Origin of the sequence: Streptomyces sp. NPDC053079 (assembly GCF_044546695.1) — a bacterium.
In the GTDB taxonomy this organism is placed as follows: Bacteria; Actinomycetota; Actinomycetes; order Streptomycetales; family Streptomycetaceae; genus Streptomyces.
In genome coordinates, this window is record NZ_JBITZJ010000002.1 from 403,747 (window position 1) to 427,135 (window position 23,389).

21 protein-coding genes are annotated in these 23,389 nt (G+C 71.8%); 9 read left to right on the plus strand and 12 right to left on the minus strand.

The window, feature by feature from the left end; translation table 11 throughout:
- Positions 1–173: 173 nt before the first annotated feature.
- The 3 genes from ACIGXW_RS09080 to ACIGXW_RS09090 all read right to left on the minus strand — a co-directional run bounded on the left by ACIGXW_RS09080 (position 174) and on the right by ACIGXW_RS09090 (position 3,625).
- Positions 174–1,862 (minus strand): phospho-sugar mutase, encoded by a 1,689-nt coding sequence (locus ACIGXW_RS09080; protein ID WP_399571501.1) that lies wholly within the window; start codon positions 1,860–1,862, stop codon positions 174–176.
- Between the two features lie 402 nt (positions 1,863–2,264).
- The gene (locus ACIGXW_RS09085) at positions 2,265–3,086 is read right to left on the minus strand and encodes a purine-nucleoside phosphorylase (protein ID WP_360906364.1); all 822 of its coding nucleotides are present in this window, start codon (positions 3,084–3,086) and stop codon (positions 2,265–2,267) included.
- Positions 3,087–3,187: 101 nt separating this feature from the next.
- Positions 3,188–3,625 (minus strand): gamma-glutamylcyclotransferase, encoded by a 438-nt coding sequence (locus ACIGXW_RS09090; protein ID WP_071965776.1) that lies wholly within the window; start codon positions 3,623–3,625, stop codon positions 3,188–3,190.
- 163 nt (positions 3,626–3,788) lie between these two features.
- Between ACIGXW_RS09090 and ACIGXW_RS09095 the strand changes: the two genes are divergently transcribed.
- Positions 3,789–5,237: an NAD(P)H-quinone dehydrogenase gene (locus ACIGXW_RS09095; RefSeq protein WP_360906366.1), complete on the plus strand. Its 1,449-nt coding sequence runs from the start codon at positions 3,789–3,791 to the stop codon at positions 5,235–5,237.
- Positions 5,238–5,392: 155 nt separating this feature from the next.
- The gene (locus ACIGXW_RS09100; RefSeq protein WP_399572486.1) at positions 5,393–6,364 is read left to right on the plus strand and encodes a DeoR/GlpR family DNA-binding transcription regulator; all 972 of its coding nucleotides are present in this window, start codon (positions 5,393–5,395) and stop codon (positions 6,362–6,364) included.
- On the opposite strand, the gene ACIGXW_RS09105 is transcribed toward ACIGXW_RS09100, so the two are convergent.
- The 3 genes from ACIGXW_RS09105 to ACIGXW_RS09115 form a co-directional block, all read right to left on the minus strand.
- A complete protein-coding gene (locus ACIGXW_RS09105) occupies positions 6,361–6,921 on the minus strand; it encodes a TetR/AcrR family transcriptional regulator (RefSeq protein ID WP_177337472.1) in 561 nt (186 codons plus the stop codon). The genes ACIGXW_RS09100 and ACIGXW_RS09105 overlap by 4 nt on opposite strands.
- A gap of 190 nt (positions 6,922–7,111) precedes the next feature.
- Positions 7,112–8,866, minus strand: coding sequence for a biotin carboxylase N-terminal domain-containing protein (locus ACIGXW_RS09110; protein WP_071961846.1), 1,755 nt, complete (start codon positions 8,864–8,866; stop codon positions 7,112–7,114).
- A gap of 293 nt (positions 8,867–9,159) precedes the next feature.
- Entirely contained in the window at positions 9,160–9,918 is a 759-nt protein-coding gene (locus ACIGXW_RS09115) for an IclR family transcriptional regulator (RefSeq protein ID WP_399571503.1), read from the minus strand.
- 173 nt (positions 9,919–10,091) lie between these two features.
- On the opposite strand from ACIGXW_RS09115, the gene ACIGXW_RS09120 reads away from it, so the two are divergent.
- Positions 10,092–10,697 carry a hypothetical protein gene (locus ACIGXW_RS09120; RefSeq protein ID WP_399571506.1) on the plus strand — a complete coding sequence of 202 codons (606 nt, stop codon included), beginning with the start codon at positions 10,092–10,094 and terminating at the stop codon, positions 10,695–10,697.
- Between the two features lie 18 nt (positions 10,698–10,715).
- Here the strand turns inward: ACIGXW_RS09120 and ACIGXW_RS09125 are convergent, their stop codons facing one another.
- The 5 genes from ACIGXW_RS09125 to ACIGXW_RS09145 all read right to left on the minus strand — a co-directional run bounded on the left by ACIGXW_RS09125 (position 10,716) and on the right by ACIGXW_RS09145 (position 15,030).
- A complete protein-coding gene (locus tag ACIGXW_RS09125) occupies positions 10,716–11,324 on the minus strand; it encodes a Maf family nucleotide pyrophosphatase (RefSeq protein ID WP_071961849.1) in 609 nt (202 codons plus the stop codon).
- 29 nt (positions 11,325–11,353) lie between these two features.
- A complete protein-coding gene (locus ACIGXW_RS09130; protein WP_399571509.1) occupies positions 11,354–12,811 on the minus strand; it encodes a peptidoglycan D,D-transpeptidase FtsI family protein in 1,458 nt (485 codons plus the stop codon).
- 131 nt (positions 12,812–12,942) lie between these two features.
- Positions 12,943–13,071: a morphogenic membrane protein MmpB gene (mmpB, locus tag ACIGXW_RS09135; protein ID WP_360906377.1), complete on the minus strand. Its 129-nt coding sequence runs from the start codon at positions 13,069–13,071 to the stop codon at positions 12,943–12,945.
- A 107-nt stretch (positions 13,072–13,178) separates the two neighbouring features.
- The gene (locus ACIGXW_RS09140; protein ID WP_399571510.1) at positions 13,179–13,385 is read right to left on the minus strand and encodes an acyl-CoA carboxylase epsilon subunit; all 207 of its coding nucleotides are present in this window, start codon (positions 13,383–13,385) and stop codon (positions 13,179–13,181) included.
- Between the two features lie 46 nt (positions 13,386–13,431).
- On the minus strand, positions 13,432–15,030 hold the full coding sequence (locus ACIGXW_RS09145; protein ID WP_399571512.1) for an acyl-CoA carboxylase subunit beta: 1,599 nt from the start codon (positions 15,028–15,030) through the stop codon (positions 13,432–13,434).
- A 150-nt stretch (positions 15,031–15,180) separates the two neighbouring features.
- On the opposite strand from ACIGXW_RS09145, the gene ACIGXW_RS09150 reads away from it, so the two are divergent.
- The 5 genes from ACIGXW_RS09150 (at position 15,181) to hutH (ending at position 21,469) form a co-directional block, all read left to right on the plus strand.
- Positions 15,181–16,032: a biotin--[acetyl-CoA-carboxylase] ligase gene (locus tag ACIGXW_RS09150; RefSeq protein ID WP_071961853.1), complete on the plus strand. Its 852-nt coding sequence runs from the start codon at positions 15,181–15,183 to the stop codon at positions 16,030–16,032.
- Between the two features lie 130 nt (positions 16,033–16,162).
- Positions 16,163–17,305, plus strand: coding sequence for an adenylate/guanylate cyclase domain-containing protein (locus ACIGXW_RS09155; RefSeq protein ID WP_071961854.1), 1,143 nt, complete (start codon positions 16,163–16,165; stop codon positions 17,303–17,305).
- A gap of 272 nt (positions 17,306–17,577) precedes the next feature.
- Positions 17,578–18,378, plus strand: coding sequence for an enoyl-CoA hydratase/isomerase family protein (locus ACIGXW_RS09160; RefSeq protein WP_399571514.1), 801 nt, complete (start codon positions 17,578–17,580; stop codon positions 18,376–18,378).
- A 155-nt stretch (positions 18,379–18,533) separates the two neighbouring features.
- Complete coding sequence (locus ACIGXW_RS09165) at positions 18,534–19,670, plus strand: diguanylate cyclase domain-containing protein (protein WP_399572489.1); 1,137 nt, start codon at positions 18,534–18,536, stop codon at positions 19,668–19,670.
- A gap of 254 nt (positions 19,671–19,924) precedes the next feature.
- Positions 19,925–21,469 carry a histidine ammonia-lyase gene (gene hutH, locus ACIGXW_RS09170; protein ID WP_071965649.1) on the plus strand — a complete coding sequence of 515 codons (1,545 nt, stop codon included), beginning with the start codon at positions 19,925–19,927 and terminating at the stop codon, positions 21,467–21,469.
- 4 nt (positions 21,470–21,473) lie between these two features.
- Here the strand turns inward: hutH and ACIGXW_RS09175 are convergent, their stop codons facing one another.
- Positions 21,474–21,764, minus strand: coding sequence for a hypothetical protein (locus tag ACIGXW_RS09175; protein ID WP_399571516.1), 291 nt, complete (start codon positions 21,762–21,764; stop codon positions 21,474–21,476).
- A gap of 319 nt (positions 21,765–22,083) precedes the next feature.
- Here ACIGXW_RS09175 and ACIGXW_RS09180 point away from each other — a divergent pair, with 319 nt between their 5' ends.
- On the plus strand, positions 22,084–23,358 hold the full coding sequence (locus ACIGXW_RS09180) for an Ig-like domain-containing protein (protein ID WP_399571519.1): 1,275 nt from the start codon (positions 22,084–22,086) through the stop codon (positions 23,356–23,358).
- Positions 23,359–23,389 lie beyond the last annotated feature (31 nt).

Sequence of the window (23,389 nt, forward strand, 5' to 3'; positions counted from 1 at the left end):
GAACGACTGCCCACAACGGGCGTGAGGGGGCGGGGCGGGATGGGTCCTGGCAGGGGGCGTAAGGGTTATTTGCGGCGGCTTTGGCGGCTTCGTATGAAGGAACCGCACCCGCCGTAAATAATCCAGCCCCCAGAAGGACCCGTCCCGCCCCGCCCCCGACCCACCACGAGGCGTCAGATGCCGGCGGCCCGTGCCAGGTCCGTCTTGACGGCCGCCAGGACCTCGGCCGCACGCACGCGCGCGTCCACCAGGGCGTTCGCCGCGGCGACCGGCACCACGACCTCCAGGTAGCACTTCAGCTTCGGCTCCGTGCCGCTCGGGCGCACGATGACCCGGGCCCCCGAGACCGTGCCCGACTCGTCACCCGCCAGGTGGTACCGCAGGCCGTCCGTCGGCGGCAGCGACTCCGTGCCCTTCGTCAGGTCCTCGGCCGACACCACGTGCAGCCCGGCCAGAACCGTCGGCGGCTGCTCCCGCAGACGACGCATCGCCGCCGCGATCAGCGACAGGTCCTCCACACGCACCGACAGCTGGTCCGTCGCGTGCAGCCCGTGCTCGACCGCCAGGTCGTCCAGCAGGTCGCTCAGTGTCCGCCCGGTCGCCTTGAGCTCCGCCGTCAGCTCCGCGACCAGCAGCGCCGCGGTGATGCCGTCCTTGTCCCGCACGCCCTCGGGGTCGACGCAGTAGCCCAGCGCCTCCTCGTACGCGTAGCGCAGGCCGTCCACGCGGGCCAGCCACTTGAAGCCGGTCAGCGTCTCCTCGTACGACGCGCCGGCCGCGGCCGCCGCGATGCGGGACAGCAGCGAGGACGAGACGATCGTCGTCGCGAACGTGCCGCGGGCGCTCTTGTGGACCAGGTGCGTGGCCAGCAGCGCGCCCACCTCGTCGCCGCGCAGCATCCGCCAGCCCTCGATCGTGTCCGGCGCGGGCACGGCCACGGCGCAGCGGTCGGCGTCGGGGTCGTTGGCGATGATGATGTCGGGCGATCCGCCCGCCGCCACGGCCGCACGGGCCGTCGCGAAGGCCAGGTCCATCGCGCCCGGCTCCTCCGGGTTCGGGAACGCGACCGTCGGGAAGTCCGGGTCCGGCTCCGCCTGCTCGGCGACCACCGTCGGCGCGGGGAAGCCGGCGCGGGCGAACGCGGCGGTCAGCACGTCACGGCCGACGCCGTGCATGGGCGTGTAGACCACGTCGACGTCGCGGGGGGAGCCGCCCGTCAGCACGGCGTCCGTGCGCTCGAGGTAGGCGCCGACCACGGCGTCCTCGCCGAGGGTCTCCCAGCCGGCGGACGGCCGGGGTACGTCGTCCAGGCTCGCGACCGCCGCGATCTCGGCGGCGATCTCCGCGTCGGCGGGCGGCACGATCTGGGAGCCGTCGCCGAGGTAGACCTTGTAGCCGTTGTCGCGGGGCGGGTTGTGGCTCGCGGTGACCTCGATGCCGGCGACGGCGCCCAGGTGGCGGATCGCGAAGGCGAGGACGGGGGTGGGCAGCGGCTTGGGCAGCAGCGCCGCCTTCAGGCCGGCGCCCACCATGACCGCGGCGGTGTCGCGGGCGAAGTCGGCGGACTTGTAGCGGGCGTCGTAGCCGATGACGACGGTGCCGTTGGCGTGGCCCTGCTTCTTGAGGTACGCGGCGAGGCCGGCGGCGGCGCGGATGACCACGGTGCGGTTCATGCGCATGGGGCCGGCGCCGAGCTCGCCGCGGAGGCCGGCGGTGCCGAACTGCAGGGTGCCGGCGAAGCGGCTGCCGAGCTCGGTGAGGTCGCCGGCGTCGATGAGCCGGGCGAGCTCGTCGCGGGTCTCGGGGTCGGGGTCCTCGGCGAGCCAGGCCTGGGCCCGGGCGATGAGGTCGTCTCGCTCCACGGTTTTCCTCCGGAGGTCTTTGGGGGTGCGCATGGGGTGCGGGGTGGTGCGGGGCCGGGGGGGGGGGGGGGGGGCTGGGGGGGGGGGGGGGGGGGGGGCGGGGGGGGGACGGGCCCTTCTGGGGGCTGCATGATTTACGGCGGATGAGGCCCAGCGTTGAGGGTGCCCCCAATGCCGCCGCAAATCACGCTCTACGCCCCCTGCCAGGGCCCGTCCCGCCCCGGCCCCTCCCGCCGGTACGGCGGCCGCGGGCCGGTGGGAGCTGCCTCGGCCCCACCGGTGTCGGACGACTGCCGGCAATCGGGCGGGTGGGTGGGCGTTTCCGCGCCGCAGGCGCGGAAACGCCCGTGCCGGAGGCGCAAGGGCCCCCGGCACGGAGTGGCTATGGCGTTGACCGCCAGGTCAGAGCTTCGGCAGGACCTGCGCCAGGAGCGAGCCCATGCGAGCGGCGGCGTCGCGGCCGGCCTCGAGGACCTCCTCGTGGTTCAGCGGCTCGCCCGTCATGCCGGCGGCGAGGTTCGTCACCAGCGAGATGCCCAGGACCTCGGCACCGGCCTCGCGGGCCGCGATGGCCTCGAGCGTGGTCGACATGCCGACGAGGTCGCCACCGAGGGTGCGGACCATGTGGATCTCGGCCGGGGTCTCGTAGTGCGGGCCGGGGAGCTGGACGTAGACGCCCTCTTCGAGGGTCTCGTCGACCTCCTTGCACAGCGCGCGCAGACGCGGCGAGTACAGGTCGGTGAGGTCGACGAAGTTGGCGCCCACGATCGGCGAGGTCGCCGTCATGTTGATGTGGTCGCTGATCAGCACCGGCTGGCCGGGGCGCATGCCGTCGCGGAGGCCACCGCAGCCGTTGGTGAGGACGACGGTCTTGCAGCCGGCGGCGACGGAGGTGCGGACCCCGTGCACGACGGCGGCGACGCCGCGGCCCTCGTAGTAGTGCGTACGGCCGAGGAAGACGAGCGCGCGCTTGTCGTTGACCTTGTAGGAGCGAACCGTGCCCGCGTGGCCCGCGACGGCGGCGGCGGTGAAGCCGGGCAGCTCGGTGACCGGGAACTCGGCCTCGGGGGTGCCGAGCGCTTCGGTGGCGGGGACCCAGCCGGAGCCCATGACCAGGGCGACGTCGTGGGTCTCGGCGCCTGTGAGCTCGCGCAGGCGGGCGGCGGCGGCGTCGGCCGCGGCGTACGGGTCGGCCTGGATCTCGGGGGTAACTGATGCGTTCACGCGGACGAGGGTAACCGCTAATGGCCTACGCGCGTAGATGTCGCTGGTTACGGTGTTCCGATTGTTGCTTTGTGCTTTGTGACGAGATGGAATCGTCACCTTCAGCACGGGCGCTTGCGCAGCTCCATGACGTAGTCGTGCGGAGCGCCGGCGGATTCCGCGGCGTCCGCGATCTCGCCGAGGTAGCGGGCGGAGGGCAGGCCCCCCTCGTATCCGTTGAGGACATAGACCCAGGCTGGCTCCTCACCGTCGAGAGTGTGGACACGGACACGCATGCGCCGGTAGATGTCCAGGCCGACGCCCTCCCAACGGTCCATCGAGTCCTCGTCCATCGGGGCGATGTCGTAGAGGGCCACGAAGACCTGCGAGCGGGGGGCTTCCACGATCGTGGCGAGTGCGCCCTCCCAGCCCATCTGCTCCCCGCCGAACGTCAGTCGCCAGCCGTTGAGCCAACCGGTGCCGCGCAGCGGGGAGTGCGGTGCGCGGCGGGTCATCAGCCGCGCGTCGAGGTTGCCGGCGTACGCGGCGTAGAGCGACATGGTTCCGAGGGTACGTGAGTGAGGCGGGACGGCATTTGGGGTGGCAATCTCGAAGGGAGGTTCGTGCGGAACTTTCTGTCGGTTTTCGTACAGAGGTCGCACGGATCGGCGTCAGGATGGCGTAGGGGGCCCCGGAAGGAGCCGCTTTGATGGGTGCGGGACAATGGAATACGTGACTCGGATCGTGATCATCGGTGGCGGACCCGGCGGCTATGAGGCGGCGCTCGTCGCCGCGCAGCTCGGCGCGGAGGTGACCGTCGTCGACTGCGACGGTCTGGGCGGGGCGTCGGTGCTGACCGACTGCGTGCCCTCGAAGACTCTTATCGCGACGGCAGAGGTGATGACGACCTTCGACTCCTCGTACGAGGAGCTGGGGATCATCGTCGCCGACGACACGCCGCCGCTGGAACAGGCCGCCGGTGTGGTGGGCGTGGACCTGGGCAAGGTCAACCGACGGGTCAAGCGCCTCGCGCTGGCCCAGTCGCACGACATCACGGCCTCGGTGACGCGGGCCGGCGGGCGGGTGCTGCGCGGGCGCGGGCGGCTTGAGCCGCAGCAGGCCCCGGACGGCTCGCGCCGGGTCGTGGTGACGGCCGCCGACGGGACCGAGGAGACGCTGGCCGCGGACGCCGTCCTGATCGCCACCGGTGCGCACCCCCGGGAGATCCCCGACGCGCTGCCGGACGGCGAGCGCATCCTGAACTGGACCCAGGTCTACGACCTGGACGAGCTCCCCGAGGAGCTCATCGTGGTCGGCTCCGGCGTGACCGGTGCCGAGTTCGCCGGCGCGTACCAGGCGCTGGGGTCCAAGGTGACCCTGGTGTCCTCGCGCGACCGGGTGCTGCCGGGTGAGGACCCGGACGCCGCGGCCGTTCTGGAGGACGTCTTCCGGCGGCGCGGCATGAACGTCATGGCCCGCTCCCGGGCCCAGTCCGCCAAGCGGGTGGGCGACCGGGTGGAGGTGACGCTCGCGGACGGGCGCGTCATCAGCGGGACGCACTGCCTGATGGCGGTCGGGTCCATCCCGAACACGGCGGGGATAGGGCTGGAGGAGTCCGGGGTCCGGCTCAAGGAGTCCGGGCACATCTGGACGGACCGGGTCTCGCGCACGAGCGCGCCGGGCGTCTACGCCGCCGGTGACTGCACGGGCGTGCTCGCGCTGGCGTCGGTCGCGGCGATGCAGGGCCGCATCGCCATGTACCACTTCCTGGGCGACACGGTCGCGCCTCTCAATCTCAAGGCTGTATCCGCGAACGTATTTACGGATCCCGAGATTGCTACGGTCGGGTATACACAGGCCGATGTCGACAACGGCGTGATTGACGCCCGTGTCGTCAAGCTTCCGTTGCTGCGTAATCCGCGAGCGAAGATGCAAGGTATTCGGGACGGTTTTGTGAAGATGTTCTGCCGTCCCGGCACGGGCATCGTCGTGGGTGGTGTGGTCGTCTCGCCGCGGGCCAGCGAGCTCATTCACCCGATCTCGATCGCGGTCGACAACAACCTGACCGTGGAGCAGATCGCCAACGCCTTCACCGTCTACCCCTCGCTGTCCGGCTCCATCGCCGAGGTGGCGCGGCAGTTGCACACGCGCAAGTCGCAGCGGGAGGCGTAGGGACAGGGGACCGGGTGTTCCGGTTCCCTATACCACTTCTTGCGCGGCACTACGGACAACTTCCGTTAATTGCTGCAACCTGCTGAAAACAGATGGTCGTTGGCGTTACTGTCGGTTTCGTGTTCGCTGCAGAACGTCGCCAATTGATCCTCGAAATGGTGCGGGCCAACGGAGCGGTTTCGCTCCGCGAGCTCGCCCGCGTCGTCCAGACCTCAGAAGTGACCGTACGGCGTGACGTGCGGGCGCTGGAGGCCGAAGGACTGCTCGACCGCCGGCACGGCGGTGCGGTGCTGCCGGGCGGTTTCACCAGGGAGTCCGGCTTCCCGCAGAAATCCCATCTAGCGACCGCCGAGAAGACGGCCATCGCCGATCTCGCGGCGAGCTTCGTCGAAGAGGGCGAGGCCGTCGTCGTCGGCGCCGGTACCACCACGCAGGAGCTGGCCCGCCGGCTCGCGCGCGTACCGGGTCTGACGGTGGTCACCAATTCCCTGCTCGTCGCCCAGGCGCTGGCCCATGCCAACCGCGTCGAGGTCGTCATGACCGGCGGCACCCTGCGCGGCTCCAACTACGCACTGGTCGGCAGCGGTGCCGAGCAGTCCCTGCAAGGGCTCCGGGTCACCCGGGCCTTCCTGTCCGGGAGCGGGCTGACCGCCGAGCGCGGGCTGTCCACGTCCAACATGCTCTCCGCGAGCGTGGACCGGGCGCTGGTGCAGGCCGCGGCGGAGGTGGTGGTCCTCGCGGACCACACCAAGCTGGGCACCGACACGATGTTCCAGACCGTGCCCACGGACGTGATCACCAGACTCGTGACCGACGAGCCGCCCGCCCACGACGACCGGGCCGCCACCGAGCTCCAGGCGCTGGCCGACCAGGGCGTGCACATCTCCGTCGCCGGGCCCGGGTCGGGCTCGGGGGGCGGTGCCGTGCACGGCGACGCGGTCTCCCAGACGGCCCGCCGCCGGGACGTGCCGCCGCTGCCGGGACAGCGCAGAAACCTGCCCCTGGGCCACGGCCAGCCGGGCGGGCCGGGGTCGGGCGGGCCCCCGGGCGCGCAGCTGCGCAGCGCGGTGTCCCTGGACGGCCAGGCCACGGCCCGGGTGGCGGACCTGGCCCCGAGGCGGCGCTAGGCCGGGGGGCGCTGCGCCTTTATCCCTGTCAGCGTCAGGGTGAGCAGGCGGTCGGCCAACTCCGGGTCGTCCGGGGACTGTTCGACCGCCAGCGAAATGGCGTTGGTCAGCTGCATCAGGTCGACGATGTCCACGTCCTCGCGGATGGCGCCGGCCCGCTGCGCCCGGGCGAGCAGCGTGCTGCCCGCCTCGCGCATCGGCAGGCTGCACCGGGACATGGCGGACGCCTTGTCGGTCTGCGCGGCCATCAGGGCCCGTGACAGGCCGCGGTAGGTGCTGGCGTGGGCCACGATGGCCCGCAGCCAGGCGACGAGCGCCCGGCAGGGCTCGGGGGACGCCAGCAGCTCGCGGGAGCGGGCCAGCAGGCCGTCCACCTCGCCCTGGAAGACCGCGCTCATCAGCGCGGTGCGGTTGGGGAAGTGCCGGTAGAGCGTGCCGATGCCGACGCCGGCCCGCTTGGCGATGTCCTCCAGCGAGGCGTCCGTGCCGTGCTCGGTGAACGCCGTACGGGCCTCCACGAGCAGCCGCTCGTAGTTGCGCCGGGCGTCCGCGCGCATAGGTCGTGGTGACGTCTGCGCCGCGTCGGTCGCCATTGGGTCAGTCCTCCCGATCGGTGGCCGCAGTGCCGGCCTCAGGTCCCACAGTCCCCGTCAGCCAAGGATGCCAGGCCGGTGCGCGCGCCGGTCCGGGAATGCCCACGGGCCCCGGCCTGTGCGGCCGGGGCCCGTGGGGCTGCGGAGTCCGGGATTAGTCCTTGATCTCGCAGATGACGGCGCCGGAGGAGACGGACGCGCCGACCTCCGCCGTGATGCCCTTGACCGTGCCGGTGCGGTGGGCGTTGAGGGGCTGCTCCATCTTCATGGCCTCCAGGACCACGATGAGGTCGCCCTCGTTGACCTGCTGGCCCTCTTCGACGGCCACCTTGACGATGGTGCCCTGCATCGGGGAGGCGAGGGCGTCGCCGGAGGCCGCGGAGCCGGACTTCTTGGCGGCGCGGCGCTTGGGCTTGGCCCCGCCGGCCGCGGCGGTGCGGGCGATGGTCATGCCGAGGGAGGAGGGCAGCGAGACCTCCAGGCGCTTGCCGCCGACCTCGACGACCACCGTCTCGCGGCCCGGGGCCTCCTCGTCCTCGTCCGCCGTCGCGCCGGCGAACGGCGCGATGGTGTTCTCGAACTCGGTCTCGATCCACCGGGTGTGGACCCGGAAGGGGTCCGCGGTGAAGGCGGGGTCGGTGACGACGGCCCGGTGGAAGGGGATGGCCGTGGCCATGCCCTCGACCTGGAACTCCGCCAGGGCGCGGGCCGCGCGCTGCAGGGCCTGCTCGCGGGTGGCGCCGGTGATGACCAGCTTGGCGAGGAGGGAGTCCCAGGCGGGGCCGATGACCGAGCCCGACTCCACGCCCGCGTCCAGCCGGACGCCGGGGCCGGTCGGGGCGGAGAAGCGGGTGACGGTGCCCGGGGCGGGCAGGAAGTTGCGGCCCGGGTCCTCGCCGTTGATGCGGAACTCGAAGGAGTGGCCGCGCAGCGGCGGGTCGTCGTAGCCCAGTTCCTCGCCGTCGGCGATGCGGAACATCTCGCGGACGAGGTCGATGCCGGTGACCTCTTCGGTGACCGGGTGCTCGACCTGCAGACGGGTGTTGACCTCGAGGAAGGAGATCGTGCCGTCCTGACCGACCAGGAATTCGCAGGTGCCGGCGCCCTCGTAGCCCGCCTCGCGCAGGATGGCCTTCGAGGCGCGGTACAGCTCGGCGTTCTGCTCGTCGGACAGGAACGGCGCGGGCGCCTCCTCGACCAGCTTCTGGTGGCGGCGCTGCAGCGAGCAGTCACGGGTGGAGACGACGACCACGTTGCCGTGCTTGTCGGCCAGGCACTGGGTCTCGACGTGCCGCGGGCGGTCCAGGTAGCGCTCGACGAAGCACTCGCCGCGGCCGAAGGCGGCCACGGCCTCGCGGACGGCGGAGTCGTAGAGCTCGGGGACCTCTTCGAGCGTGCGGGCGACCTTCAGGCCGCGGCCGCCGCCGCCGAAGGCGGCCTTGATGGCGATCGGCAGGCCGTGCTCCTCGGCGAAGGCGACGACCTCCTCCGCGCCCGAGACCGGGTCGGCGGTGCCGGCGACCAGGGGCGCGCCGGCGCGCTGGGCGATGTGACGGGCCGCCACCTTGTCGCCGAGGTCGCGGATGGCCTGCGGGGGCGGGCCGATCCAGGTCAGGCCGGCGTCGATGACCGCCTGCGCGAACTCGGCGTTCTCCGAGAGAAAGCCGTAGCCCGGGTGGATGGCGTCCGCGCCGGACTCGGCTGCGGCGGCGAGGACCTTGGCCATGTCGAGATAGCTGGTTGCGGGAGTGTCACCACCCAGCGCGTAGGCCTCGTCGGCCGCGCGGACATGCAACGCGTCGCGGTCGGGGTCGGCGTAGACCGCCACACTTCCGATCCCCGCATCCCGGCATGCACGAGCGACGCGGACAGCGATTTCGCCACGGTTGGCGATGAGCACCTTGCGCACGATGGCTCCCTCCTTGAAACAAGGTGAGTTTAGGTACTGGCGACACTCTGTGCCGACCCGACTTCCGGGGTGACCTTGCCCACACGGAGCGTGAGTAGGGAGCCGTGCGTGGGCCGAAGTCCCCAGATCATCCACGGTACGCCGGGTTTCACCGTGTGCCGATCGCGCGATGGTGTGGTCAAGCTCTCGGGGTGCGGTGAGGGTCGGCGAGGCCGTTTCTTAGTGGAGTCCCTACAAATGGGTGACACAAAGTTTGCGTGCCGTCCCGGACCGTAGGGCCTCCTTCTGTAGGCTTACCCGCCAGTAGGGCCGCTGATGTCGGCCGTCCCCTGGAACTTGGCCGCCTCCGCCGCGACATGGCGCAGCGCCTCGGCCACCTGCCGCCCGCGCCGGTGGAACTCCTCCAAGGGAAGCGCTGCCGAGACCGCGGTGAGCGCACCGGCGGCGGGCACCGGGACCGCCACGCACGCCACGCCGGGCGCGCACTCCTCGACCTCCACGGCCACTCCTTCACGTCTCACCCGGCGCAGCTGTACGTCCAGCCGCTCCGGTGACGTGATCGTGCGCGGGGTGATCGCCCGCATCCCGGACGCCGCCAGATAGCGCAGCCGGGCGGCCCGGGGCAGGGCCGCCAGCAGGACCTTGCCGTGGGCGGTGGCGTAGCCGGTCACGTCCTGGCCGACGGTGAAGCCGCCGGTGGCCGGGTGCGAGGCGGTCGCCGCGGCGAGCACGGCGATGTCGCCGTCGCGGTACGTACTGAAGTAGGTGTCCACGCCGGCCGCCCGGCGGGTCCTCTGCAGCAGCTCCTGCACCTCGTCGCTCATCCGCATCTGCCGCTGGAAGGCGTGGTGCAGGGACGGCACGCGGTAGCCCAGGACGTAGCCGGCCGGCGTGCGGACCAGATGGCCGCGGGCGGTGAGGGCGCCCAGCAGCTCGTAGACCGTGGACAGGCCGCAGCCCAGGTGCCGGGCGAGGGCCTTGGCGGGCACGGGCCCGTCGGACGCGGCGACGGCGTCCAGGACGTCCAGGGCGCGGTCCACGGACTGCGGCATGAGGGGCGGGCTCCTTCATGGGGAGGCGTACGGGCGGACCTCCCAGCCTCGCACAGGGCCCGGGGCGGCCCCGGTGTCCGCCGGGTGGGGGTGAACTCCCCCTGTTCTGTGGGGGATTCCCCTCCCGGCGGAGGGGAACGTGACCGAAATACCCTGACATCGTTGATGAAGTCATGATCAAGCGCATCGCTGCCGCTGCCGTCCTGGCCGGCGCCGCTCTGTCCATGTCCGCCGCCGCGCCCGCCTCCGCCGCGCCCGTCGCGCCGACGCCGGTGGCGCCGCCGCCGACGTCGAACGCGGGCCCGGTCAGCGTCACCGACCCCTCGCACGGCACCCCGACGGATGCCCCGACGAAGGCCCCGGTGAAGGGCGCCCCCGCGAAGGGCGTGCAGGCGAAGGGTGCGCCGGCCAAGGCGGCTCCCTCGAAGGGCGCTCCGAGCAAGGGCGCTCCGAGCAAGGGCGCCCCGGTCAAGGGCGCTCCCGTCAAGGGCGCTCACGTCAAGGCGGCCCCTTCGAAGAGCGCCCCGGCCAAGGCGGCTCCCTCCAAGGGCGCGCCGGCCAAGAGCGGTCCCGCGAAGGCTGCTCCGGTCAAGGGCGCACCGGGGCCGCAGGCCGGGCCGGCCGGGACGCAGCCCCCCGCGGGGGTGCCCTCCCCGCAGGACATGGCCCCCTCGCAGGACCAGAGCGTCCACCCGGGCGTCGTCAACGGGCTGCGCAAGCTCGACCAGCTCAGGCAGCTGAGGCAGGTCGGCCAGGCCACCAGTGCCCTGCCGCTCTAGCGGCTACGTCCGCGGGGGCTACGCCCACAGGTCGGTGATGCCGGTCCCCAGCTCCGCCAGCAGCTCGCGCAGGAGCGGCAGCGACAGGCCGATGACGTTGCCGGGGTCGCCGTCGATGCCCCGGACGAACGGTGCGGAACGGCCGTCGAGGGTGAAGGCGCCCGCGACGTGCAGCGGCTCGCCCGAGGCCACGTAGGCGGCGATCTCGGCGTCGGACGGCTCGCCGAAGCGGACGGTGGTGGAGGCCGTCGCCGAGGCCCGGCGGCCGGTGGCGGTGTCGATGACGCAGTGGCCGGTGCGCAGGACGCCGGAGCGGCCGCGCATCGCCTTCCAGCGGGCCGTGGCCTCCTCGGCGTCGGCCGGCTTGCCGAGCGCCTGGCCGTCCAGCTCCAGCACCGAGTCACAGCCCACCACCAGCGCGCCCGCCGCCGCCTCCTGGCCGGCGACGGCCGCGGCCTTCGCCTCGGCCAGGACCAGCGCCAGAGCGGCGGGGGTGGGGGCGTCGAGCGCGTCCTCGTCCACCCCGCTGACGATCACCTCGGGGGCCAGCCCGGCCTGGCGCAGCAGGCCGAGGCGGGCGGGGGACTGGGAGGCGAGGACGAGGCGGCGGCGGGTGCTGTCGGTCATACGGGCCAGCCTAAGGGCGGCACGGGGCGTCACTTGTCGAGGACGGCCCGCATGACCTTCTTGGCGATCGGCCCGGCGAGCTTGCCGCCGGAGATCTCGTCGTTCGGCACGCTCTCGTCGGGGTCGATCACGACGGCGACGGCGACCGGGGAGCCGTCGGCCGTCTTGGCGTAGGAGATGAACCAGGCGAGGTTCTTCTGGTCCTTGCCGCGCTCGGCGGTGCCGGTCTTGCCGCCGACGGTGACGCCGTCGATCAGCGCGGCCTTGCCGGTGCCCTTGGTGGCGGTGTCCTCCATCATCCGCTGGACCTTCCTGGCGACCTCCGGCGAGACGGCCTGCGACATCTCCTCCGGCTGGTGCTTCTCGACGCTCTGCAGGTCCGGGCCGCGCAGCTCCTCGACCATGTAGGGCTTCATCAGCTTGCCGTCGTTGGCGATGGCGGCGGTCATCATGGCGACCTGGAGCGGGGTGGCGGTCAGGCTGCCCTGCCCGATGCCGGCGAGCGCGGTCTGCGACTTGTTGATGTTGTCGGGGAAGGTGCTCTTCGCGGCGCGGACGGGGGTGTCGACCTTGGCGTCGTTGAAGCCGAACCGCTCGGCCGTCTCCTTCATCTTCTGCTTGCCGAGGTCGGAGCTGACCTTGCCGTAGACGTTGTTGCAGGAGTGCTGCATCGCGACGTTCAGCGAGGCGTCCTTGCAGGGCGCGGTGGGGTTCTGGTTGGGCAGCACGGTCCGGGTGCCGGGCATGGTCCAGGGGTCGGGCGAGTCGGTCTTGCCGTCGATGTCGCTGTAGAGGCCGTTCTCCAGGGCCGCCGACGCCGTGACGATCTTGAAGGTCGAGCCGGGCGGGTAGGTCTCCCTCAGCGCACGGTTGAGCGTCGGCTTGTCCTTGTCCTTCTCCAGCGCCTCCCAGGCGGCCTTGTCCTTGCCGCCGGTCCCCGCGAAGACGGAGGGGTCGTACGAGGGGGTGGACGCGAGGGCGAGGATCTTGCCGGTGCGCGGGTCGAGGGCGACGACGGCGCCCTTCCTGTCGCCGAGGCCCTCGAACGCCGCCTTCTGCGCCTTCGGGTCGATGGTCGTCACCACGTCGCCGCCGCGCGGCTTCTTGCCGGTGAGCATGTCGTTGGTGCGCTGGAGGAACAGGCGGTCGTCGGTGCCGTTGAGCAGCCTGTTGTTGAGGCTCTCGAGCTGGGTGCTGCCGTAGCCCTGCGAGAAGAAGCCCGTGACCGGGGCGTACATCTTGCCGTCCTTGAAGGTGCGCTTGTACTTCAGGTCGCTGCCTTCGGTCACCGTGGAACCGGTGATGGGCTCGCCGCCGACGATGATGTTGCCGCGCGGCTGGGAGAAGCTCGCGATGGCCACCCGGCGGTTCTTCTCGTGGTTGGCCAGCTCGTCGGTACGGACGAACTGCACCCAGGTTGCCCGCACCAGGAGTGCGAGCACGAGCACCCCGGTGAATATCGCTATGTGGCGTACGGGCCTGTTCATGGTCTGTCGGTCTCCCCGCGGTCGTCCCCCCGATCACGGCATATCACTGGGCATGACGCGAAACGGACGAATGCGGTTGCGGTCAGGGCAAACCTATGAGTCGCCTGTGACCTTCGGTGACCTCAGGAGCCTCAGCTGATGCCCAGCAGGACGAACAGCACCACCATGCCCACGGCAAGCACGACCCCCGCCCGCCGGAGCATGGCCTGCGCCTCGCGCAGCTCCTCGGGCGGTTCATCGGACGGGTCGGACCAGAGCATGACGTCCATGCTCCGGCCGGAAAGGGCGTGGCGCCTGAGTACGCGTACTCAAGCGCCACGGTAAATGCGCCACCGTCATTCGCCCGGGCCCCCGCGGGCGCCCGGGCTCAGGACGGCCAGTAGCTGGTGCGCCAGGCCCGCGGGCCCGGCTGCGGGACACGGCGGGCCGCGGCCCGCCGGGCCGGGCTGGACCATTCCGGGCGCGTGGGCTCCGGAGGCGCGGCGGCGGCGCCCGCCGCCGCGCGGGCCTGGACCACCGCCAGTGCGGCGGCCAGCTCCTCGGGGGTCGGATTGCCCCGTACGACCTTGATCACGTCAGCGTCCCTTCCTTCGTGACCGGTATGCCGCCGCGGAGGCGGCTTACAGCGGGATGTTGCCGTGCTTCTTGGGCGGCAGCGCCTCGCGCTTGTCCCGCAGCGCGCGCAGCCCGCGCACGATCTGCCGGCGGGTGTCCGAGGGCATGATCACCGCGTCGACGTAACCGTGGTCGGCCGCCACGTACGGGTTGAGCAGCGTGTCCTCGTAGTCGGTGATCAGCTGGGCGCGCAGCTCCTCCTGCTGCTCCGGCGACGTCGCCGCCGCCAGCGAACGGCGGTGCAGGATGTTGACCGCGCCCTGGGCGCCCATGACGGCGATCTGCGCGGTGGGCCAGGCGAGGTTGAGGTCCGCGCCCAGGTGCTTGGAGCCCATGACGTCGTACGCGCCGCCGTACGCCTTGCGGGTGATCACCGTGATCAGGGGCACCGTGGCCTCGGCGTAGGCGTAGATCAGCTTGGCGCCGCGGCGGATGATGCCGTTGTACTCCTGGTCCGTGCCCGGCAGGAAGCCGGGCACGTCGACGAAGGTGAGCACGGGGATGTTGAAGGCGTCGCAGGTGCGTACGAAGCGCGCGGCCTTCTCACTGGCGTTGATGTCCAGGCAGCCGGCGAACTGCATCGGCTGGTTGGCGACCACGCCCACCGGCCGGCCCTCGACCCGGCCGAAGCCGGTGACGATGTTCGGCGCGAACAGCGCCTGGGTCTCCAGGAACTCCCCGTCGTCCAGCACGTGCTCCAGCACGGTGTGCATGTCGTAGGGCTGGTTCGCCGAATCCGGGATGAGCGCGTCCAGCTCGCGGTCGGTGTCCGAGACCTCGAGATCGGCCTCCTCGGGGAAGGCCGGGGGCTCGGAGAGGTTGTTCGACGGCAGGTAGGACAGCAGGGCCTTGAGGTACTCGATGGCGTCCTTCTCGTCACCCGCCATGTGGTGCGCCACGCCCGAGGTGGAGTTGTGCGTCCGGGCGCCGCCCAGCTCCTCGAAGCCCACGTCCTCACCCGTGACCGTCTTGATGACGTCCGGTCCGGTGATGAACATGTGCGAGGTCTGATCGACCATGACCGTGAAGTCGGTGATCGCCGGGGAGTAGACCGCGCCGCCCGCGCAGGGGCCGACGACCAGCGAGATCTGCGGGATCACACCCGAGGCGTGCGTGTTGCGGCGGAAGATCTCGCCGTACATGCCCAGGGACGCCACGCCCTCCTGGATGCGCGCGCCGCCCGAGTCGTTGATGCCGATGACCGGGCACCCCGTCTTCAGGGCGAAGTCCATCACCTTGACGATCTTCTGGCCGAAGACCTCGCCCAGCGCGCCGCCGAAGACCGTGAAGTCCTGCGAGAAGACCGCCACCGGACGGCCGTCGACCGTGCCGTAGCCGGTGACCACACCGTCCCCGTACGGGCGGTTGGCGTCCATGCCGAAGTTGGTCGAGCGGTGCCGGGCGAACTCGTCGAGTTCCACGAACGAGTCATCGTCCAACAGCAGATCGATCCGCTCGCGCGCCGTCAACTTCCCCTTGGCGTGCTGCTTCTCCACCGCCCGCGCGGAGCCGGCGTGCGTCGCCTCCTCGATCCGGCGCTGCAGATCCGCGAGCTTGCCCGCGGTGGTGTGGATGTCGAATCCATTGGCTTCCGGCTCGGACACGGGATGCGGCTCCTGCTCGTCCAGGGGTGTGGGCTGAAGAGGTACGGCTGACCGGTGCTACCGGTTCGTAGCGTATCCGCGCGGATGCGCTGCGGCAGTGCGTCGTTGGCCACACCGATTCGTCCTCGCCTGCCTCCTATGGTGGCTGTTATGACGCCCTCCGACGCCTCCGGCAACCGCTGGTCCGACCTGGACCGGCCCCCCCTCAACGCCGCCGCCCTGCGGCGCGGGCTGCTGCGCCCCGGCGCGCTGTGGACCTCCGTCGACGTGGTGCCGCGCACCGGGTCCACCAACAGCGACCTCGTCGCCTCCGGCGGGACCGAGGGGGCCGTGCTCGTCGCCGAGGAACAGTCCGCCGGCCGCGGCCGCCTCGACCGCACCTGGTCCGCTCCGCCGCGCTCCGGGCTCTTCTTCTCCGTCCTGCTCACCCCCGGCCCCGGCGTGCCCGCCGCCCGGTGGGGCTGGCTGCCGCTGCTCGCCGGCGTCGCCACCGCCGCCGCCGTCTCCCGCGCCGCCGGCGTCGACACCGCCCTGAAGTGGCCCAACGACCTCCTCGTGACGGTCGGCGAGGAGGAGCGCAAGGCCGGCGGCATCCTCGCCGAGCGCACCGGCGACAGCGTCGTCGTCGGCATCGGCCTCAACGTCACGCTCCGCGCCGATGAGCTGCCGGTGCCCGGCGCCGGGTCGCTCGCGCTGGCCGGCGCCGAGGTGCTCGACCGGGACCCGCTGCTGCGGGCCGTCCTGCGCTCCCTGGAGGAGTGGTACCTCGAGTGGCGCGCCGCCGGAGGCGACCCCGCCCTGTGCCGCCTGCAGGAGGCGTACGCCACCGGCTGCGCCACGCTCGGCCGGTCCGTACGGGCCGAACTGCCCGGCGGCCGGGAGCTCGTCGGCGAGGCCGTGGCCGTGGACGGCGACGGACGGCTGGTACTGGCGACGGCCGAGGGGGTGCAGGAGCCGGTGGGAGCGGGTGACATCGTCCATTTGCGGCCGGCAGGGTCGTAAACGTCGTAAAGAGTGAGCGGCGTGCCGTGGGGAGAGTGAGCTACGGCACACCTGACGTATCGTTGTGCCCGGAACCTAAGCGAGCAGCGATCGGCAGGGCAGTGCGCACGGATCGGACAGGGGGCGGGCGGTGACCGCCGACGGTGGGGGAACCTCCCGTGCCGTTGAGGCCAAGGGGGAGGACAGCGCTGCGCGCGAGGCCGCTTCCCGGGACGTCGGGGAGGACTTCGACGAGGAGGGCGGCGACCCCCTCGCGCTCCGGCTGGAAGCCCTCATCCTCGGCGCCGAGCGGCGCTACACCCCTTTTCAGGCCGCACGAGCGGCCGGCGTCTCCATGGACCTGGCCGCCCGGTTCTGGCGCGCCATGGGGTTCGCCGACATCGGACAGGCGAAGGCCCTCACCGAGGCCGACGTGCTGGCGCTGCGGCGGCTCGCCGGTCTGGTGGAAGCCGGGCTGCTGAGCGAGCCCATGGCCGTCCAGGTCGCCCGGTCCACCGGCCAGACCACCGCGCGGCTCGCCGACTGGCAGATCGACTCCTTCCTGGAGGGCCTGACCGAGCCTCAGGAGGGGATGACCCGCACGGAGATCACCTACCCCCTGGTCGAGCTGCTGCTGCCGGAGCTGGAGGAGTTCCTCGTCTACGTCTGGCGACGGCAGCTGGCCGCCGCCACCGGACGCGTCGTCCAGGCCGCGGACGACGCCGAAATGGTCGACCGGCGGCTCGCCGTCGGCTTCGCCGACCTCGTCGGCTTCACCCGGCTGACCCGGCGCCTGGAGGAGGAGGAGCTCGGCGAGCTCGTCGAGGCCTTCGAGACGACGGCGGCGGACCTGGTGGCCGCGCACGGCGGGCGGCTCATCAAGACGCTGGGCGACGAGGTGCTGTTCGCGGCCGACGACGCCGGTACCGCCGCCGAGATCGGGCTGCGGCTGATCGAGACCCTCACGAACGACGAGACGATGCCCGAGCTGCGGGTCGGCATCGCCTTCGGGACCGTCACCACGCGCATGGGCGACGTCTTCGGCACGACCGTCAACCTCGCGAGCCGGCTGACATCGATAGCGCCGAAGGACGCCGTCCTCGTGGACGGCGCCCTCGCGGAGGAGCTTGCCCGCGCCGGCGACGCGCCCAAGTCCGAGGCCGAGGCCGCGGCGGCCGAGCAGGCGGGCGAGGAGCCCGCCGCGTACCGGTTCGCCCTGCAGCCGATGTGGCAGCGGCCGGTGCGGGGGCTGGGCGTGGTGGAGCCGTGGCTGCTGACGCGGCGGGATCAGTGATCGCCCGCTGTGGGCTACCGCTGTCCGGTCGGCGGGGCGGTGGCCCACGGACCGGAGGGGCCGGGGTGGGACGGGCCCTGGCAGGGGGCGTAAGGGTTATTTGCGGCGGCTTTGACGGCTCCGCATGAGGGAACCGAACCCGCCGTAAATAATCCAGCCCCCAGAAGGGCCCGTCCCACCCCGGCCCCGACCCGACCACGGCGAGGTCTGGCCCCTCGGCCCCGCTCCGGGCATGATCAGTGGCCTGGCACCGAGAGACCGGGAGGGCAAGCGTGAGCGAGCAGCGTTACGGGGAATGGATCGCGGTCCGCAAGCACGAGGGCGGTCACGTGGCCGAACTGGTGCTGGACCGCCCCAAGGCCATGAACGCCGTCTCCACCGAGCTCGGCCGGGGCGTCATCGAGGCCACCGCCGCGCTCGCTGCGGACCGTGATGTACGGGCCGTCGTCCTCACCTCCACCCACGAGCGCGCGTTCTGCGTGGGCGCGGACCTCAAGGAGCGCAACTCCTTCACGGACGACGACCTGCGCCGCCAGCGCCCCTACTCGCGCGCCTGCTACACCGGCGTGCTGGAGCTGCCCATGCCGGCCATCGCCGCCGTGCACGGCTTCGCGCTGGGCGGCGGCTTCGAGCTGGCGCTGTCCTGCGACGTGATCGTGGCGGACTCCACCGCCGTGGTGGGGCTGCCCGAGGTGTCGGTCGGGGTGATCCCCGGCGGCGGCGGTACGCAACTGCTGCCGCGCCGCGTCGGGGCCGCCCGGGCCGCCGAGCTGATCTTCAGCGCCCGGCGGGTGGAGGCCGCCGAGGCCCGGGAGTTGGGCCTCGTCGACGTGCTGGTGGAGCCCGGTCGGGACCGGGAGGAGGCGCTGGCCCTCGCCGCGCGGATCGCGCGCAACTCGCCGGTCGGTGTGCGTGCCGCGAAGCGGGCGCTGCGGCTGGGGCAGGGGCTGGATCTGCGGGCGGGGCTGGAGGTCGAGGACGCCGCCTGGCGCACCGTGGCCTTCTCCGGCGACCGTGCGGAGGGCGTGGCCGCCTTCAACGAGAAGCGGACGCCGGACTGGCCGGGGGAGTGAGCCGGGGGCATAAAGCCCCTTATAAAGCGGAATGAGCTCAGCATTCTTACGCTGGAGAGCAGGACCTGCGTGTAGTGACGGAATGCGAGGCTCGGGTGGCTGCTGACGGGGAGCGCGACGACCGCCTGCGCGCCGTGGTGGAACTGGCGCAGGTGATGGCCGCCGCGTACACCCCGCTCGAGAGCGTCGAGGCCGCCGCGGAGGGGGCGCGGCGCGCCCTCGGGGGGTCGTTCGCCGCCGTCTCGGTCTGGGAGCGCGAGCACGGGCGGCTGCGGGTCCTGGTGAACGTGGGGGAGCTCGCGGCGGGGGAGGAACGGTTTCCCGGTGCCGAGTTCTATCCCGTGCATGCCTTTCCTGAGATCGCCTCGTTTCTGCATGAGGATTGGGTGGGTGGGGCGCCTCAGGCTTGGGTGGAGACTGCTGGGGGTGGTGGGGGTGCCTACTGTCATCAGCGCGTTGCCGCTCTGCGGCGGCGGGGGCGGGGCTGTTGTGTCGTCGCGCCCATCGTGTTGCACGGGCGGGCCTGGGGTGAGCTCTACGTGGCGCGGCCCGTCGGGGCGCCGGTGTTCGAGGCCGGGGACGCGGAGTTCGCCACCGTTCTGGCGGCGGTGACCGCTTCGGGGATCGCGCAGACCGAGCGGCTCGAGGAGGTGCGCCGCCTCGCCTTCACGGACCCGCTCACCGGGCTCGCCAACCGGCGCGCCGTCGACGCCCGTCTCGACGAGGCCGTCGAACGGCACCAGTTGGACGGGGTCGTCGTGAGCCTGGTGGTGTGCGACCTCAACGGGCTCAAGCGCGTCAACGACACGTTGGGGCACGCGGTGGGCGACCGTCTGCTGGAACGTTTCGCGTCGGTGCTGTCGCTGTGCGGGGCGCAGCTGCCGGGGGCGCTGGCCGCCCGGCTCGGCGGCGACGAGTTCTGCCTGCTGACCGTGGGGCCCGCCGCGGACGAGGTCGTGCGGGTCGCGGACGAGCTGTGCCGGCGGGCCGCCTCGCTGGAGCTGGGGGAGGGCGTCGCGTGCGGGGTGGCCTCCACGGGGGATCCGATCGGGCCGGTGCGATCGGCCCGGCGGCTGTTCCGGCTGGCGGACGCCGCGCAGTACCGGGCTAAGGGGTTGCGGGCTTCCGGGGCGGTGGTGGCGGGGCGGGACGGGGGGCGTGAGGACCCTGTGGTGCGGATGGCGGACCGGCCTCCGCCGGCGGCTTTGCCGGGGGGCGGTGCCGTGGAGCGGCGGCGGTTCCGGGGGCGGGGCCGGGGCCGGGGCGGGACGGGCCCTTCTGGGGCTGCATGATTTACGGCGGGTGCGGTTCCTGGGATTCGGCACCTCCTATGCCGCCGCAAATCACTCCCCCAGCTACCGCTGGGAGGTGCCCCCAACGCCCCTGCCAGGGCCCATCCCGCCCCGGCCCCGGCCCCTCAGGTCTCTTCGCGGCCGCCAGGCCGCCTTGGGCGTTACCTCCGGAAGCGTCGGGCTCTCTTTCGCGTTGTAACTGCTGCACTGGCTACTAGTGACAGGTCGCGATTCAGTCTCTAGGGTGCCTGAATATGGATATGCACACTGTGGTGGTGGGGACGGCCGGGACGACTGCGGAAGACGTGATTGCCGTGGCGCGCAACAGTGCGCGCGTCGTCGTGTCCGAGGAAGCGCTGGCCGCCGTCGCCGCCGCGCGGCAGGTCATCGACGACCTGGCCGCCAAGCCCGACCCCGTCTACGGCGTCTCTACCGGCTTCGGCGCTCTCGCCACGCGCCACATCAGCCCCGAGCTCCGCGCCCAGCTCCAGCGCAACATCGTGCGCTCGCACGCGGCCGGCATGGGTCCGCGCGTCGAGCGCGAGGTCGTGCGGGCGCTGATGTTCCTGCGCCTGAAGACCCTCGCCTCCGGGCATACGGGCGTACGGCCCGTGGTCGTGGAGACCATGGCCGCCGTCCTGAACGCCGGCATCACCCCGGTGGTGCACGAGTACGGCTCGCTGGGGTGCTCCGGCGACCTGGCCCCCCTGTCGCACTGTGCGCTCGCGCTGATGGGCGAGGGGGACTGCGAGGGGCCCGACGGGGTCGTGCGCCCGGCCGCCCAGCTGCTCGCCGAGCACCGCATCGAGCCCCTGGAGCTGCGTGAGAAGGAGGGGCTGGCGCTCCTCAACGGCACCGACGGCATGCTCGGCATGCTGGTCATGGCCTGTGCCGACCTCTCGCGGCTGATCACGTCCGCCGACGTCACCGCCGCGCTGTCGCTCGAGGCGCTGCTGGGGTCCGAGAAGGTCCTCGCGCCCGAGCTGCACACCATCCGGCCGCACCCCGGGCAGGGCGTCAGCGCCGCCAACATGGCGGCCGTCCTCGAGGGTTCCGGGCTCACCGGGCACCACCAGGACGACGCGCCGCGCGTGCAGGACGCGTACTCGATCCGCTGTGCGCCGCAGGTCGCGGGCGCCGGGCGGGACACGCTCGCCCATGCCCGGCTGGTCGCCGACCGCGAGCTGGCCGCCGCCGTCGACAACCCGGTCGTGCTGCGTGACGGCCGTGTGGAGTCCAACGGTAACTTCCATGGCGCACCGGTGGCTTATGTCTTGGATTTCCTGGCGATCGCCGCTGCTGACCTTGCTTCCATCGCCGAGCGTCGTACGGACCGGCTGCTGGACAAGGCCCGTTCGCACGGCCTGCCGCCGTTCCTGGCGGGTGACCCCGGCGTCGACTCGGGGCTGATGATCGCTCAGTACACGCAGGCCGCCCTGGTCAGCGAGATGAAGCGGCTCGCCGTGCCGGCGTCCGTGGACTCGATCCCGTCCTCCGCGATGCAGGAGGACCACGTCTCCATGGGCTGGTCGGCGGCGCGCAAGCTGCGCACGGCCGTCGACGCGCTCGGCAAGGTCGTCGCCGTCGAGCTGGTGGCCGCCACGCGCGCCATCGAGCTGCGGGAGGGCATGACGCCGGGCCCGGCCGCGCAGGCGGTGCTGAAGGCCGTGCGTGCCGCGGGCGTCGAGGGTCCGGGCGAGGACCGGTTCCTGGCTCCCGACCTGGCCGCGGCGGACGCGTTCGTACGGGCCGGGAAGCTCGTCGAGACGGTGGAGGCGGTGACGGGTCCGCTCGGCTGATCCGTCATCGGGCCGCTGTGCGCGACCTGCGCACAGCGGTCGTCACCAGTGCTCCGCCCGCGGCGACGAAGGCCACGCCGCCGAAGAGGTACGGGGTGGTGTCGATGCTGCCGCTGTCCGCGAGGGCCAGCTGTGCGGTGGCAGGACTGCTGGCCGGTTGCGCCTGTTGCCCGGCGGGTGCGGGGCGGGCCGGGGCCGGGTGCTCGGCGGAGGCGTTGGCGCTCGGCACGAACCACATCGCGCACAACAGCGTGCCGGCGGCGACGGCGGTCAGCAGCGGGCGGCGTGCGGTCACGGGATGAATCCCCCTTGCGGTGACGGAGATTGGGGGTCGTGGAGCTTCGGCGCGTCCCGACTGACACGATGTTAGTGATACGGATGGCCCAGGGGGAAGCCATGGGTGCGATCCGGCCTTCTAGCAGGGCTTCTGGCCTTAATCAAGACCCCGGTTGCGACGTCTGTCGGCCGAGGGTCTTTACTGGCGTGGCCTTCCCCACAATTTCCCCAAGTGTGGAACGGGAGAAAGGGTGCAGGCGTTCTTTTAAGTAGTAGCCGGGATGCGTGCAACCCCACGAGCCCCACGCTCGGCTCGGGGATTCCGGGGTCCAGGAGCAATGGAGAAGCGTGTGATGACGTACGGCAAGCGCCGCAAGGGCCTCGTGGCCGCGGCCGCTGTGCTCGGCGGTGTGCTGACTCTGGCCGCGTGCGGTGGCGACGGTGACGACGCCAAGGGCACGGGTGACAGCAAGGGCAAGTCGCAGGGCCAGGTCGACGCCGCGGCCGCCAAGGATGCCTCCAAGGCGCAGATCAAGATCACGCCCAAGGGTGGCACCACCAACGCGGGCATCACGCCCGACGCCGTGAACGTCACCGTCAGTGACGGTGAGCTCGTGAGCGTCAAGATGACGACGGACAAGGGCACCCCCGTCGAGGGTTCAATATCTTCGGACAAGAAGACCTGGAAGCCGAACAAGCAGCTCGAGCGTTCGACCAAGTACCAGGTCGTGGCCGAGGCCAAGGACGACAAGGGCCGCAAGGCCACTGAGCACTCCTCCTTCTCCACGGTCTCGCCGGAGAACAGCTTCATCGGCTCCTTCAACCCCGAGGACGGCTCGACGGTCGGCGGCGGCATGCCCGTGTCGGTGACCTTCAACAAGCCGATCAAGGACCGCAAGGCCGTCCAGTCGCACCTGGAGGTCTCCTCCAGCAGCGGCCAGAAGGTCGTCGGTCACTGGTTCAACGACCAGCGCCTGGACTTCCGCCCGCAGGACTACTGGAAGACCGGCTCCGAGGTCACGCTGAAGATGGACCTGGACGGCGTCGAGGGCGCCCCGGGCGTCAAGGGCGTCCAGAAGAAGACGATCAAGTTCAAGATCGGCCGGGTCCAGGTCTCCACCGTCGACGTCAAGACCCACCAGATGACGGTCGTGCGCGACGGCCAGACCATCAAGACGATCCCGATCTCGGCGGGCAGCCCGTCCAGCCCCACGTACAACGGCAAGATGGTGATCTCCGAGAAGTTCAAGGAGACCCGGATGGACGGCTCGACCGTCGGCTTCACCAAGAAGGACGGCAAGGGCGAGTACGACATCAAGGACGTGCCGCACGCCATGCGGCTGTCCACGTCGGGCACGTTCATCCACGGCAACTACTGGGGCAGCGGCATCTTCGGCGTCTCCAACACCAGCCACGGCTGCATCGGCCTGGAGGACAAGCAGGGCGCGAACGACCCGAACACCTCGGGCTCCTGGTTCTTCTCCAACTCGATGATCGGTGACGTGGTCGAGGTCAAGAACTCCGACGACAAGACCATCGCCCCGGACAACGGCCTCAACGGCTGGAACATGGACTGGCAGCAGTGGGTCGCGGGCAGCGCGACCGGCGCGTGAGGCTCCGGCCCTGACGTGGGAAGGGGCCCTC